The 14668-nt window shown below is 56.3% G+C and carries 14 protein-coding genes; 8 read left to right on the top strand and 6 right to left on the bottom strand.

All coding sequences use genetic code 11. The features are described from left to right. Nucleotides 1–23 precede the first annotated feature (23 nt). The 7 genes from HWQ15_RS19745 (at nt 24) to dsbG (ending at nt 7477) form a co-directional block, all read left to right on the top strand. Nucleotides 24–1394, top strand: a complete 1371-nt coding sequence (locus HWQ15_RS19745; protein ID WP_038416083.1) for a sucrose-specific PTS transporter subunit IIBC — start codon at nt 24–26, stop codon at nt 1392–1394. Then, on the top strand, nt 1394–2800 hold the full coding sequence (locus HWQ15_RS19740) for a sucrose-6-phosphate hydrolase (protein ID WP_063148906.1): 1407 nt from the start codon (nt 1394–1396) through the stop codon (nt 2798–2800). Before HWQ15_RS19745 ends, HWQ15_RS19740 begins: the two co-directional genes overlap by 1 nt. 28 nt (nt 2801–2828) lie before the next feature. Further along, a complete protein-coding gene (locus tag HWQ15_RS19735) occupies nt 2829–3845 on the top strand; it encodes a LacI family DNA-binding transcriptional regulator (RefSeq protein WP_017693400.1) in 1017 nt (338 codons plus the stop codon). Nucleotides 3846–3940: 95 nt separating this feature from the next. Then, complete coding sequence (locus HWQ15_RS19730; protein WP_063148905.1) at nt 3941–5491, top strand: methyl-accepting chemotaxis protein; 1551 nt, start codon at nt 3941–3943, stop codon at nt 5489–5491. Nucleotides 5492–5682: 191 nt separating this feature from the next. Further along, complete coding sequence (locus tag HWQ15_RS19725; protein WP_063148904.1) at nt 5683–6096, top strand: hypothetical protein; 414 nt, start codon at nt 5683–5685, stop codon at nt 6094–6096. Beyond that, on the top strand, nt 6093–6659 hold the full coding sequence (locus tag HWQ15_RS19720; protein WP_058677847.1) for an RNA polymerase sigma factor: 567 nt from the start codon (nt 6093–6095) through the stop codon (nt 6657–6659). Before HWQ15_RS19725 ends, HWQ15_RS19720 begins: the two co-directional genes overlap by 4 nt. 41 nt (nt 6660–6700) lie before the next feature. After that, nucleotides 6701–7477, top strand: a complete 777-nt coding sequence (gene dsbG / locus HWQ15_RS19715; RefSeq protein ID WP_022648169.1) for a thiol:disulfide interchange protein DsbG — start codon at nt 6701–6703, stop codon at nt 7475–7477. 37 nt (nt 7478–7514) lie between these two features. On the opposite strand, the gene HWQ15_RS19710 is transcribed toward dsbG, so the two are convergent. From HWQ15_RS19710 to HWQ15_RS19700, 3 genes are all read right to left on the bottom strand, one after another. Beyond that, nucleotides 7515–8804 carry a glycoside hydrolase family 10 protein gene (locus HWQ15_RS19710; RefSeq protein ID WP_022648168.1) on the bottom strand — a complete coding sequence of 430 codons (1290 nt, stop codon included), beginning with the start codon at nt 8802–8804 and terminating at the stop codon, nt 7515–7517. Nucleotides 8805–8811: 7 nt separating this feature from the next. Further along, nucleotides 8812–9099, bottom strand: coding sequence for a VF530 family DNA-binding protein (locus tag HWQ15_RS19705; RefSeq protein ID WP_023300148.1), 288 nt, complete (start codon nt 9097–9099; stop codon nt 8812–8814). Nucleotides 9100–9228: 129 nt separating this feature from the next. Continuing rightward, nucleotides 9229–10710: a UbiD family decarboxylase gene (locus HWQ15_RS19700; protein ID WP_063148903.1), complete on the bottom strand. Its 1482-nt coding sequence runs from the start codon at nt 10708–10710 to the stop codon at nt 9229–9231. A 111-nt stretch (nt 10711–10821) separates the two neighbouring features. On the opposite strand from HWQ15_RS19700, the gene HWQ15_RS19695 reads away from it, so the two are divergent. Then, nucleotides 10822–11706 carry a LysR substrate-binding domain-containing protein gene (locus HWQ15_RS19695; protein WP_063148902.1) on the top strand — a complete coding sequence of 295 codons (885 nt, stop codon included), beginning with the start codon at nt 10822–10824 and terminating at the stop codon, nt 11704–11706. On the opposite strand, the gene HWQ15_RS19690 is transcribed toward HWQ15_RS19695, so the two are convergent. The 3 genes from HWQ15_RS19690 to HWQ15_RS19680 form a co-directional block, all read right to left on the bottom strand. Further along, nucleotides 11697–12605 carry a LysR family transcriptional regulator gene (locus HWQ15_RS19690; RefSeq protein WP_045622684.1) on the bottom strand — a complete coding sequence of 303 codons (909 nt, stop codon included), beginning with the start codon at nt 12603–12605 and terminating at the stop codon, nt 11697–11699. The genes HWQ15_RS19695 and HWQ15_RS19690 overlap by 10 nt on opposite strands. A gap of 1 nt (nt 12606) precedes the next feature. Next, nucleotides 12607–13584, bottom strand: coding sequence for an MBL fold metallo-hydrolase (locus tag HWQ15_RS19685; RefSeq protein WP_063148901.1), 978 nt, complete (start codon nt 13582–13584; stop codon nt 12607–12609). A 107-nt stretch (nt 13585–13691) separates the two neighbouring features. Beyond that, nucleotides 13692–14576, bottom strand: a complete 885-nt coding sequence (locus tag HWQ15_RS19680) for an SDR family oxidoreductase (RefSeq protein WP_063215925.1) — start codon at nt 14574–14576, stop codon at nt 13692–13694. Nucleotides 14577–14668 lie beyond the last annotated feature (92 nt).

Genomic DNA, 14668 nt, shown 5'->3' with positions numbered 1-14668 from the left:
AAAGAGGTCAGGAAGAGGTATCTATGGATTTTAATCATATTGCGCGCGAGCTGATTCCGCTGCTCGGTGGCAAAGAGAACATTGCCAGCGCGGCACATTGCGCCACGCGCCTTCGTCTGGTGCTGGTCGATGATGCGCTTGCCGACCAGCAGGCTATCGGCAAGGTTGAAGGCGTGAAAGGCTGTTTTCGAAATGCCGGGCAGATGCAGGTGATCTTCGGCACAGGGGTGGTGAATAAGGTTTACACCGCGTTTATTCAGGCGGCAGGGATTAGCGAGTCCAGTAAATCGGAAGCGGCGGATATTGCAGCCCGCAAGCTGAACCCGTTCCAGCGCATCGCGCGTCTGCTCTCCAACATCTTCGTGCCGATTATTCCGGCGATCGTGGCCTCGGGTCTGCTGATGGGCCTGCTCGGGATGGTTAAAACCTACGGCTGGGTTAATCCGGATAACGCGCTCTATATCATGCTGGATATGTGCAGCTCGGCGGCGTTTATTATTCTGCCGATCCTGATTGGCTTCACCGCCGCGCGGGAGTTTGGCGGCAACCCGTATCTGGGCGCAACGCTCGGCGGCATCCTGACTCATCCGGCGCTGACCAACGCCTGGGGCGTAGCATCCGGCTTCCACACCATGAACTTCTTCGGTCTTGAAATCGCCATGATTGGCTATCAGGGAACCGTCTTCCCGGTACTGCTGGCGGTGTGGTTTATGAGCATTGTGGAAAAACAGCTTCGCCGGGCGATCCCGGATGCGTTAGATCTGATCCTGACGCCGTTCCTGACCGTCATTATCTCCGGCTTTATCGCGCTGTTGATTATTGGCCCGGCGGGACGCGCGCTGGGCGACGGGATCTCCTTTATTCTTAGCACCCTGATTGCCCACGCGGGCTGGCTGGCCGGGCTGTTGTTTGGTGGGCTCTATTCGGTGATTGTCATTACCGGCATTCACCACAGCTTCCACGCTATTGAGGCCGGACTGCTGGGTAACCCGTCGATTGGCGTGAACTTCCTGCTGCCGATCTGGGCGATGGCGAACGTGGCGCAGGGCGGGGCATGTCTGGCGGTGTGGTTCAAAACCCGTGATGCCAAAATCAAAGCCATTACCTTACCGTCGGCGTTTTCCGCGATGCTGGGCATCACCGAAGCGGCAATTTTTGGCATCAACCTGCGTTTCGTGAAGCCGTTTATCGCGGCGCTGATCGGTGGTGCGGCGGGCGGTGCCTGGGTGGTGTCGGTGCATGTCTACATGACCGCCGTTGGCCTGACGGCGCTTCCCGGTATGGCGATCGTTCAGGCCAGCTCGCTGCTCAACTATATTATCGGCATGGTGATTGCCTTTGGCGTGGCGTTCACCGTTTCTCTGCTGCTGAAATATAAGACGGACTCTGAATAATGACCTTACCTTCCCGCTGGCCTGCCGTGTTGCAGGCCGTTATGCAAGGCCAGCCGCGTGCGCTGGCGGACAGCCACTATCCGCAGTGGCATCCCGCACCGGTGACAGGGCTGATGAACGATCCGAACGGCTTTATCTGGTTTGCCGGACGTTACCATCTGTTTTATCAGTGGAACCCGCTGGGCTGCGATCATCGCTACAAGTGCTGGGGACACTGGAGCTCAGCAGATCTGGTGCACTGGCAGCACGAGCCAATGGCGCTGATGCCTGACGAAGAGTATGACCGCAATGGCTGTTACTCCGGCAGCGCCGTGGATAACAACGGCGTGCTGACCCTGTGCTATACCGGCAACGTTAAGTTTGACGATGGCGGCCGCACCGCCTGGCAGTGTCTGGCGGTGCAAAATGACGACGGCACGTTTGCCAAACTGGGACCGGTGTTGCCCCTGCCGGACGGGTATACCGGGCACGTCCGCGACCCGAAAGTGTGGCGCCATGACGGGCAGTGGTACATGGTGCTCGGGGCGCAGGATCAGCATAAGCGCGGTAAGGTGCTGCTGTTTACGTCAGCCGATTTGCACACCTGGGCGTCCTGCGGCGAAATCGCCGGTCACGGCGTCAATGGACTCACGGACGCGGGCTATATGTGGGAGTGCCCGGATCTGTTTGCGCTTGATGGCACACACGTCTTGATCTGCTGCCCACAGGGGCTGGCGCGCGAACCGCATCGCTATCTCAACACCTATCCGGCCGTCTGGATGAGTGGAGCATTTGATTATCAAACGCCTGCATTTGCGCACGACGAATTGCATGAGCTTGATGCCGGTTTCGAATTTTACGCGCCGCAAACCACGGTGGCAGAAGACGGCCGCTGCATCCTCATCGGCTGGATGGGCGTGCCGGACGGCGAAGAGATGCTCCAGCCTACACGGGGGCACGGCTGGATCCACCAGATGACCTGTCCGCGCGAGCTGCGCTACCGCAACGGTAAGCTCTGGCAAACGCCGGTCCGTGAGCTGGAAACACTGCGCGAGGATGAACATCACTGGCAGGGACGCGCCAGCGATGCCCCGGTGCTGGAGGGAACGCGTCTTGAGTTCGAACTGAGCGCATCGTGCGTAAACGTGGATTTTGCCGGCGCGTTGCGGCTGATTGTGGATGATGCGGGGATCCGTCTGGAACGCGCCAGCCTGGAAACCGGAGAGACGTTGACCCGCTACTGGCAGGGCTCTGTTCATCATTTACGCGTGCTGTGTGACCGTTCCAGCGTCGAAATTTTCATCAATTACGGTGAAGGCGTCATGAGCAGCCGCTATTTTCCTGACCATCCGGCCCAGGTTCGCTTAGAAGGTGCGTCCGACATCACATTACGCTACTGGTCGCTGCGCAGCTGCATGATAGAATAGGGGTTTTGGCAGCCGGATCTAAGTCGTTGTGAGAAAAACAAAACGCGTCACCATTAAAGATATCGCGGAGCTGGCGGGGGTATCAAAAGCCACCGCCAGTCTGGTTCTGAACGGCCGCAGCAAAGAGCTTCGGGTGGCGGAGGAGACACGCGAGCGTGTGCTGGCGATTGCCAAAGAACATCATTATCAGCCCAGTATTCACGCCCGTTCGCTGCGGGACAACCGCAGCCACACCATTGGTCTGGTGGTGCCGGAAATCACCAACTACGGGTTTGCCGTTTTTTCTCATGAGCTGGAGACCCTCTGCCGCGAGGCGGGTGTTCAGCTGCTGATCTCCTGTAGCGATGAAAATCCGGGGCAGGAGACGGTGGTGGTCAATAACATGGTGGCCCGCCAGGTGGACGGGCTGATTGTCGCCTCCAGCATGCTCAACGACGCGGATTATCAAAAGCTGAGCGAGCAGTTGCCCGTTGTGCTCTTTGACCGTCATATGAACGACAGTTCTCTGCCGCTGGTCCTCACCGATTCAATTACCCCGACCGCCACGCTGGTGGCCGACATTGCGCGCCAGCATCCGGATGAGTTCTACTTCCTCGGCGGCCAGCCGCGGCTTTCCCCGACGCGTGACCGTCTGGAAGGGTTTAAGCAGGGGCTGCGTGACGCTGGCGTCGAGCTACGTCCGGAGTGGATTATTCATGGTAATTACCATCCCAGCTCCGGCTACGAAATGTTTGCCGAACTTTGCGCGCGCCTGGGCCGCCCGCCAAAAGCCCTTTTTACCGCCGCCTGCGGTCTGCTGGAAGGGGTGTTGCGCTATATGGGGCAACATAATCTGCTGCAAAGCGATATGCGTCTGGCCAGCTTTGATGATCACTATCTCTATGATTCTCTGACCATTCCTGTCGATACCGTTCGTCAGGATAACCGCCAGCTCGCCTGGCACTGCTTTGATCTGATTGGCAAACTGATTGAAGGGGAAACGCCGGAGCCGATCCAGCGTAAACTGGATGCCACACTGCAACGGCGATACAAGGCCGTGGAGTGACAGGGTATCGTCTGAAGGATATATCAATAACTTTAATTAATTAAAGATCGGATTCAGCCGATAACCAAAGGGAAATTATATCCCTGAGGTGTGTTATGTCGTTGAAAAAATCATCCCTGATTATCCTGTTTTCCCTGCTTTTTTTCTTTGTGGCCAGCACCATCACCAGCGTTGGGCTCATCATTAAAAGTAATACTTCGCTGGATAATGTGAACAAAGAAATTCAGGTGGTCCTGTCCATTATTGATCCCATTAACCATAGCCGAACCCTGCGCGTCAGGGTTATGGAGTATGTAAAAATGGTGGAAGCGGGGGGCGCCACCGACTCGTCTGCGAAACTGGCCTCGGTTAAAGAGGCGCTGACCAAAGCCGATAGTGCATTTTCGGCGTTTATGGCCTCGCCGCGTTTGCAGGACGAAGCCCCGCTGGTCACTGCCTACCAGCAGGCGTGGCAAAACTACCGTAACCAGGGACTGGCACCACTGATTGCCGCTGCCGCCGCTCACGATGTGTCGCGGTTCAACGCTCTTATTCCCGTGGTGTCTCAACTCGATCGCCAATATGAAATTGTGCTCGATCAGGTTCTCTCCGTTCACCAGAAGTACGCCAAAACGCTGAACGAGGATGCGAGCCATAATTTTGTGTCGGGTCTGATTATTATCGCCTGCATTGCGGTGCTGTTCGTGGTGGTGATCTTCGTCGTCAGCCTGCTGATGAAACGCGTGGTCTTTGCGCCAGTGAACCTGGCGCGCGAGCACTGTCGACAGATTGCGGCCGGGAAGCTGGACGTACCGGTACCGATCAAGCGTGATTCCGGGAATGAAATCGATCACCTGATGTCCTCGATGGAGCAGATGCGCCAGGCGCTGCTCTCCACCATTTCTCAGGTGCGCGATGCCAGCCACACCGTAACGCATGCGGCGCAGGAAATTGCTTCCGGCAATATCGACCTGGCCTCCCGTACCGAGCAACAGGCTTCTGCCCTGACCCAGACGGCCGCCAGCATGGAAGAGCTGAGCGCGACGGTGGCGAATAACACCGATAACGTGTTCCAGGCCGGTAAGCTGGTGCAGGATGCCGTGAAAAATGCCCATACCGGTGAAGCGGTAACCCGTGAAGTCATCGAAACGATGAATACTATCGCGTCCAACTCGAAGCGTATTGAGGACATCACCAGTGTCATCAACAGTATTGCTTTCCAGACTAATATTCTGGCGCTGAACGCGGCCGTTGAAGCGGCGCGTGCCGGTACGCAGGGGCGAGGATTTGCCGTGGTGGCAAGTGAAGTGCGCACCCTGGCCCAGAAAAGCGCGGTGGCGGCGAAGGATATCGAAAGCCTTATCGCCCAGTCTGTTTCCAGCGTGAAAAACGGTGCGGAACTGGTGAATCGTTCGGGAGAGGTGATTGATTCTATTATCAGCTCTGTGAATAAAGTGCATACGCTGATGGAACAGATTTCGGTTGCCTCAGAAGAGCAGAGCCGTGGAATTGGTCAGGTTGGGCAGGCCGTAACGGAGATGGACGGTGTGACCCAGCAGAACGCGGCGCTGGTGCAGCAATCCGCCGCAGCCGCGGCCTCGCTGGAGGAGCAGGCGCAGCAGTTGTCGCAGAGTATTTCGAGTTTTCGTCTGCCGGCAATTGCGTGATTAAATGAGGAAGGCTCCTGTTGGAGCCTTTTTAATGTCTGCATTCAGCCGCTGCACAATCTCCTTCAGCCATTACTGTTATCCGTACAAAGCCGCTATCACATAAATTTTATCTTTCCCCGGCAATATTTCTGTTCCTCATCCGTCTACCTCATCAGAGACCATAATCATTCAACATAAACGAGGTACATATGAGAAATTTCGATATGCACGGAAAAGGTCACGGGCGTGGTTTGGGCCGCCATCGTATGTACAAGGGCATCGTGATAGGCGCAGTCCTGTTCGTGGTGCTTGGCCTGCTGGTCATGTCCCTGTGGAACGCGTTGCTCCCGGCCATCCTGGGGGTTAAAGCCATTGGCTTCTGGCAGGCGCTGGGGATCCTGCTGCTGAGCCGCATTCTTTTCGGTGGGCTGGGTTTTCGTCCAGGCAGGTTCGGTGCACACCGCCGTATGCACGCACAATGGATGAATATGACCCCCGAACAACGGGAGGCCTTCATTCAGCAGCGTCGGGCAGGATTTGGTCGTCACGGTCATTGCCGGTGGCACGATGACCGGGATGAGAAGCGAGATGATAACGCTGCGAAAGCGCCGGAAGCCGAATGAGCGATATGAAAGCCGGTGAGGCGGGGGAATCATTACTTATCTCGGCACTCAATGCCTGCCGCGCACGGCTAAAAGCCTTCATTCGCGGACGGACTGCGGTTCGTGATGATGTCGATGATATTCTTCAGGAAGTGACCTGGCAGTTGATGAAAGTGGAACAACCGGTCGAGAACGTCGCCGCCTGGCTGTTTCGCGCCGCGCGAAATGAGATGATCGACCGGGCGCGAAAAAAGCATGAGGTTTCACTGCCGGGGTACCTGACGGCAGATGATGAGGACTTTCCGGAGCAGGAGATTGCAGAAACGTTATTCGGCGTACCGCAAACGCCGGAGGAGGAGTATCTCAACATGCTGCTGTGGGAAGAGTTGGGGCAAGCCCTGTCGGAACTGCCGCCACCACAGCGCGAGGTGTTTGAAAAAACGGAATTTGAGGGATACACCATGAAGGTGCTGGCGGAGGAAACGGGCGACAGCGTGCAGGCGTTATTATCCCGCAAACACAAAGCTGTGCGATTTTTGCGTAGTCGCCTCAAGGATATTTATGAAGCGTTGACAGGGCAATAAAGTTCGACCACTCTGAAAAACAATATCTTAGAGGGGTCGTTATGCTTCAACTGTTAGCAAAGAAAAAGATGCTGTTACTCTCTGCTCTGCTGTTTTCAGGGCTGGTCAGGGCAGAGGAGTCGCTTCCGGATGTGGTAAAGCACTTCAGTGAGCAGCAGGATATCAAAATCATTAAGAAAATTGATGCCCCCGGCGGCGCGCCAGCGTGGCTGGGGCAGTATCAGGACATGGGCGTGACGCTCTTTCTGACCCCTGACGGAAAGCACGTGGTGTCTGGCTATCTGTATGATGAGAAGGGAACCAACCTCAGCGAGGCCTTTTTCCAGAAAGAGATCTACGCCCCGATGGGCCGCGAGATGTGGAAAAAGCTCAATGCGGCGCATCCGCTGAAAGAGGGCGCGGAGAGCGCCCCGCGCAAAGTCTTTGTTTTTGCCGACCCGTTCTGCCCGTACTGCAAGCAGTTCTGGGCTGAAGCGCAGCCGTGGGTGAAGGCCGGCAAGGTCCAGCTCAACACGCTGCTGGTTGCGTTTCTTAACCCGAACAGCGGGCGTAACGCCTCCGCGATCCTGAATGCCAAAGATCCGGTGTCGGCCTGGAAAGAGTACGAGCTGTCCGGCGGTAAAAAGCTGCCTAAACCTGAAGGGGCGGCTTCACGGGAAACCGTTGAGATCCTGCAAAATCACCAGACGCTTATGGACAGTCTCGGCGCGAATGCCACACCGGCTATTTATTACCTGAATGAGCAAAACGAACTGCAGCAGGTCGTGGGCATGCCAGACGCAAAACAGCTTGAGGCGATGTTCGGGCCGAAGCCGTAAAAAAAGGCAGAAACATGACGTTTCTGCCTTTTGTCAGTCAACTACCCCAGCGCCCCCGGAGGTAATTTACGGCCTCCTGCGTCTGCGGCTGGTTAAGATAGTCTTCACGGAACAGGATGGTGCCTTTTACGTCTGGCAGTGAATCGTTGAGGTCGAGCTGTTTTTTCAGCTCCGGTACGCCGCCGTTCACCGTCCAGTCCGGTTCGTTTCTGGAAGGCGCGCCCACTTTGTAGAACGCGATCCCGATATACAGGCGGGTATGGGTCGGTTTCACCACGTCAGCCCACCATTTTGTCAGCACATCGTATCGTGCCGCGTCGCGGGCGAAGGGCCAGTAGATCTGCGGCGCAATGTAATCCAGTAAACCCTGCTGTACCCACTTACGCGTGTCAGCGTAGGATTCATCGTAGGCTGCGGCACCGCGCGTGTCCGATCCTGCCGGGTCGAAGGAGCGGTTGCGCCATACACCCGCCGGGCTGACGCCAAATTCAACCTCAGGCTTTGCCTGCTTGATCGCCCTTGATACCTGCACAATCAGCTGCTGCGTATTGTGCCGACGCCAGTCAGCTTTCGACGCAAATCCCTCGCCGTAGCGCCTGAAGGTCCAGGCATCGTTCAGGGTTGAGCCCGGCGTCTCGGTGTAAAAATAGTCATCGAACTGAACGCCGTCGACAGGGTAGCGATTCACCACTTCCATCACCACCTGGGTTATCCAGTCCCGCACCTCGGGAATGCCCGGGTCGAGAACAAAACGATCCCCCGAGGTGCGGATCCACTCCGGATGCTGGACGTAGACGCTGGAGGGATGAAGCGATGAGGTACGGTTAAGCGCGGCGATGGTCGACGGCTTCGTATTGGTGGAGACGCGGTAAGGGTTAAACCAGGCGTGAACCTTCATCCCGCGCTTGTGCGCTTCATCCAGCATAAACTGGAGCGGATCGTAACCGGGGTCTTCCCCGATAGTCCCGGTCAGGGTATCTGACCACGGCAGTATTTCAGAGGCCCACAGCGCCGTACTGTCCGGTTTTACCTGAAAGAAGACGGTGTTGATCCCAAGCTTTTTCAGCTTATCGAGCTTGTCCGTCAGCGCCTTCTGTTGCTGGGCGATACGCTGGTCCGCGCTGCGGCCATTCACCGATGACACGGGGGGCCAGTCGAGACGGGAGACGGTCGCCAGCCAGATCCCGCGCATGGGTTCGTTAGTCTGCTGTACAGGTTTCGCCTGCGGCAGCGGGGTAACGAGTGATTTGGGTGGTTTGGAAGTGCAACTTACCAGTAAAAGCGCGCAGCCAAGCAGCGCGCCAGTCCGTTTTACGTGTCGCATCATTTGCGTGTTAGCTCCTGGGTGTCCGGCCATCCGTCCAGGGATTAAACGCCGGTTCGTCCTGTTCCTCGTTACCGTCATCGTGAAGGGAGTCGAGGTAGAGGGCTTCAACTTCCGCCCGCGCCCATGGGGTCCGGCGCAGGAACTTCAGACTCGATTTAACACTCGGGTCCTTGCGAAAACAGTTGATTTTGATTCGGTTGCCCAGTTCATTCCAGCCATATCGCGCAACCAGCGCGTTAACCTGCATTTCAAGCGTTACGCCATGCAAAGGATCGTTGGAAATATGTGCTGTCATAGGCGTCCGGTAGTCTCATTTTTTATGGGGATGTGATAAACGCTCAAAGGTTACAAGAAAGCAGGGGACGCGGCAATTTCAGCGTGAGGTTCTTCACCCGTAAAGGGTGAAGAGGATTTCCGGTTAATACTATTTTTTAAACTGTTCAGGTGCCCACGGCGTCGGGTCTACCTCCATAAAAGGCGCACGCTCAAAGCGGGATTTTAGCGCCCAGGGCACCGTACAGTCGAAAATCGTTTTGCAGGTGATCCCGTTGCCACGAATGGAGGGACTGTAGTCCGGCGCCTGAGACGGATCGAGCTGGTGACCGCGGATCCCCGGCAGATGGGTGATACTGACATCGCCCTGCATACGGGTCGTCATCGCCCACAAAATGTCGTCGCTGTCGAAAATATCCACGTCTTCGTCGACGAGAATAATATTTTTAAGCTCGGAATAGGTGGCTAACGCGATGAGGGCCGCCTGACCCTGACGCCCTTCGTCAGAAGGCTGGCGTTTTTTAACCTGCAATACCCCAAGGAATTTGCCCCCGCCAGCGGTATGCGCATAGACGTTTTGCAGGAAACCGGGGATGGCTTCTTCCACCGCATTCCGGATGCTGGCCTCCGTTGGCAAACCGGCCAGCGTGGTGTGCTCTTCGCCCGGTCCTACCAGGGTTTGCAGGATCGCCTGATGACGCATCGTGACGGCCTTCACTTTGATTACCGGTAAGGAGGGGTTAGCCTCCCCGCAGTAGCCGGGAAATTCCGGCATCGCGTGCCCGGTGTGGGTATGCTGATCTTCTTCTACGCGCACGCCCGGCAGCAGTTCGCCTTCGATGATGATTTCCGCACGCGCAATCGCTTTTTCATTTACGGCCACACCCTGCACCAGCTCGACGGGGGCCTGACGTAACGCGCCGGCGACACCCAGCTCGTTGTAGCCGAAGGGCGTGGTAGGGGCTTCGAAACAGGCGCCAATATAGATAGCGGGATCGAGACCCATATTGATCGTGACCGGCAAGGGTTTGCCCGCCTCTTCGGCTTTCTTACGGAACACTTCAATATGGCGGCCCGCGGCAAGGAACATGGAGAGCTCATCGCGCTCCTGAACGCAAAGACGGTGAATAGTGACATCGGTCAGCGAGGCGTCTTCCGGATCGCTTGCCAGCACCAGCCCCAGACAGAAGAACGGACCGGCATCTATCGGCGTGTTGGTCGGTGCCGGAAGCAATTTACGCAGATCGAAGTCCGGATCGTCGGCATAAAACACCTGCTCCTGACACGGCGCCTGGGCCGCCGGGACGACAACGGGAGCAATCGGGTTTTTCACCGCCTGGCCGACATGTTTTGCCAGTTCAGAGGGCTCGCAGCCCAACAGGAGCGCCGCCCGCTCGCGGCTGGCGTGCATACCGACCAGAATACGGGAGTCGGGATACCCCTTAATAGCGTTAAACATCATGGCCGGGCCGATGCGCGTCGGACGTTTTACCGTGCCGCCAGCACCAATATGCCGGTACACACCCGCCAGCTCCGCGTCAGGATCGACCGGATGGTTGGTTTCAAGGTATTGACCTTCATGGCGTTTGAGCAGTTCGATAGCACTTCTGAGATCGTTGATGTGGTTTTCCATATTTTCCCCCTCGGATGATTGCATCCATTCTTAACCGGACGAAGAAGGCTATCAATTGCATCATTCATGCTATTTTAATATGAATTTTATTATCAATAATGAAGGCACACTATGCAGTTTCGACTGATGCGCAATTTTATCGTGGTGGCGGAAGAGCTTCACATGCATCGTGCGGCGGAGCGCCTTAACATGGCGCAACCGGCACTAAGCCAGCAAATCAAAACGCTTGAAGATCGTCTGGGGGTAGTGCTCTTTAGCCGGGCGAATCGTCGCCTGACGCTGACGCCAGCCGGTGAGGCGTTTCTCAGTAAAGCCAGAGTGGCGATTTTTATGACCGATCAGGCGATTCTGGATGCCAGACAGACGGCCAGAGGGGAACAGGGCGTGCTGAATCTCGGATGCGTTTCAAGCGCGATATTCGACAGTAAGCTGCCCGACGCGCTGCGGCTTTTACATGAGAAATGGGCAGCCATCAGCCTTTCCATGATGACGGGAAACGTGCAAACACTTTATACCGGCGTGCAAAGCAACCAGCTGGATGTGGCCATTATTCGTGCCCCGTTACCGCTGCTGCCTGACGATCTGCAAAGCCGTCCATTCACAACGGAAAAAGCCGTGCTGGCCTTACCTCGTCAACACAGTCTGGCGGGCTCCGCCGCGCTGACGCTTGCGTCGGTGAAAGAGGAGAAGTGGATCGCCCTGCGCGACCCGGAGGGGATGGGGCTGGAGCAATATTTCTATGATGCCTGCCACAGCGCGGGCGTACAGCCTGACGTTGTGCAAAATGCCACCGATGTCCCCACGGTGATAAGCCTCGTCTCGGCAGGGTTTGGCATCGCCATGCTGCCAGCTTCAGCGAAGGCGATATGCGTACAAAACGTCGTCTTTGTGGATATTCTTGACCGACTCCGGGAGAGCGAGCTGACGCTGGTTTGCCACCGGATTATTCGCTCTGAGGTCCTGAAAAAATTGCTGAGTATCCTCGATCATACCTGACGTCCGGCGGCCTGAAGAAGCTGTTCACGTAGCCAGCGATTAGCCGGATCCTGACTGTTTTTCGGATGCCAGTACATACCGATGACGATCGGCGGGAGATCCAGCGGCGGCGGAAAAATATCAAGCGTTTGCGTAAAGCGTAGCAACATGCGCCTGGGTAGGGTGCAGAGTAAATCGGTACCGGCAACAATCGCAGGCGCCATCGCATAGCTTTGCGTCGACATCACCACGTTACGCTGGTGGCCAAGCCCCGCCAGATGCTGATCGACAAAGCCCGCGAACGGGTCGCCCTCGGATGAAACCACCAGGTGTGAAAGACTACAATAGCTTTCCAGATCCACCGGCCCCGTACCGCGCGGATGGCCTTTCCGCTGGGCTGTGGCATATTCATCGTCAAACAGTTTGCGTCTCACCCATGCATCGTGCGCCCCCGCGTTAACGCCGATATAAATATCCACATCGCCATTTTCCATCTGCGCTGACAGCAGCTGGGTTTCCGGGAGCGCAAAACGCAGGCGGATACCTGGTGCCGCACTGCTAATCTGATTCTGCAACTCTGCCCCCAGCATTAGCGCCGGGTTTTCGTGCAGGGCAATAACAAAGGTGCGGTTGCTGTTCTGCGCGTTGAACGTGGTGGGTTCAAGCATCGCCGCTATGCCCTGCAAAACCGTCGCGACTTGCGGCCTTAACGCTTCGGCGCGCGGCGTCGGTAACACCCCACGTCCGTGTGGGGAAGGGACAAACAGCGGCTCACCAAACAACACGCGCAGGCGTGCCAGGCGGGCAGACATTGCTGGCTGGCTGATGCCCAGCCGCGCGGCCGCATGGGTGATATTCTGGTCCCTGAGTAACGCATCCAGCGTCAGGATCAGGTCCATATCCATATCGGAGGGGGACATCTTATTTTGCGGCACGGTTGGTATAGGTCACCGGGACCCACGCGTAGCCTTCCCGCTCACCTTTCGTCACATAGCCGATCCCGGGGAAAGGCAGATGTGGCGCCGCAATCAGATCTTTGTTTTTCACAAACTCAGCGAAAGCTGCGTTGCGCACCCGGGCGGCGCCGTCCTGATCCTCATCGTAAGCAATCGTCACGTTGGGCTGCGGGAACTGAACTGCGGCGACGTGGATGATGTCGCCGACAAAGGTAATTTTTTCACCTTTGCTCTCCAGCGTGTAAAACGCGGAACCTGGGGTGTGGCCCGGGTGAACCGTACCGCTGATGCCCGGCAGAAGCTGTTCGGTGCCTGAGAAAGTCTTCACTTTTCCGGCATCCAGATAAGGCTTTAATGTCTTGTGCGCGACATCGAAGTAGTTCTGGTCATAGCCCGATTTTTTCTGGTTCTCGACGTTAAAGAAGAAATCGATATCCGGTTTGCCGACATAGACCTGCGCGTGGGTAAACACGCGCTGACCGTCTTTGACCAGACCACCGGCGTGATCGGAGTGCGCATGGGTGATTAGAACATCGGTAATATCTTCGGGTTTGATGCCCTGGGTCGCCAGGCTTTCAATTAGCCGCCCGCCTTTGCCGGGGCCAAAGAGCTGACCGGAACCGGTATCCACCAGGATTTTGTGACCGGGCAAGGCGATATAAAACGCGTTAATCGATGCTTCCACCGGATTGGCCTGGAAGTTTTTGGCCAGTAACGCATCGGTATTTTCCGCCGTCGTCCGGCGCAGTAAGGCGTGCAGATCCTGCGGCACGCTGCCGTCCGTAAAGGCGGTGATAATCCTGTCGCCAACCTGAACGCTGTAGCCGCCAGCCTGCTGTTTCACTACATGCTGCGGAACGCTGGCCACCGCGTGGATCGCTGGAAAGAATAAAACTGAACCGGTCAACAGGGTTGATATCGCAAGTTTTTTCACAGTAAACATGATGGGCTCCTTAATAGTAAGTTCATCATAGTTCAACTGCGATTTTTGAGAACAGCAGGGGAGTGAATGTGACCTATCCATGAAATGGATAGGTCTGAGAGGATGCTTTACAGCACGCCGGTACCGCCATCAGAGCACCACACTTGCCCGGAAGCGTATGAGCAGGAATCGGAGGCAAACAGCACATACAGCGGTGCGATTTCAACCGGCTGACCCGGTCTCCCCAGGGGCGTATCTTCCCCGAACTTCTGAACTTTAGACTGAGGCTGACCGCCGCTGGACTGAAGAGGCGTCCAGTATGGACCTGGCGCGACGGCATTTACCCGAATACCACGCGGTCCCAGCTGCTGGGCCAGAGACTTGGTAAAGGCCACGTTACAGGCTTTGGTCTGCGCATAGTCCACCAGGATCGCGCTCGGTTTAAACGCCTGAACGGAAGTGGTGTTGATGATCACGGCACCTTCCTGCAAATGGCGCAGCGCAGCTTTGGTGATCCAGAAGGGGGCATAGACGTTGGTCTTAAACGTCGCGTCAAAATCTGCCGTGGTGAGATCGTCGATAGATTCACAGTACTGCTGGCGTCCGGCGTTATTCACCAGAATATCCAGGCCGCCCAGTTCGGCAACGGCTATTTCCACCAGCGTGTCGCAGAAGGACTCCACGCGAATGTCGCCGGGAATGGCGACCGCTTTACGGCCTTCGGCCTGAATCAGCGCAATGACCGATGCCGCATCGGACTCCTCTTCCGGCAGATAGCCAATAGCGACATCTGCACCTTCACGGGCATAGGCGATGGCTACCGCGCGACCTATGCCGGAATCACCGCCGGTAATCAGCGCTTTTTTTCCTGCCAGTTTTCCTGACCCGATATAACTTGTTTCACCATGATCCGGTATTGGCTTCATTTCCGATGCCAGCCCGGGAGCCCTTTGCGGTTGTTCTGCAAACGGTGGACGAGGGTAATGCAGCGTGTGATTATTTCCTGTAGACATACCGGCCTCCTTAATAGTGAATTCCAAGATTAGTCGTTAATTAAACGTAAGCGGGCAAAATTGACAAATTCAGACAAATCTATATTCCAGTG

Source organism: Enterobacter sp. DSM 30060, assembly GCF_013375955.1.
In the GTDB taxonomy this organism is placed as follows: Bacteria; Pseudomonadota; Gammaproteobacteria; order Enterobacterales; family Enterobacteriaceae; genus Enterobacter; species Enterobacter intestinihominis.
The sequence above is the reverse complement of the archived record's forward strand: the minus strand, read 5'-3'. Positions and strand labels throughout refer to the sequence as shown.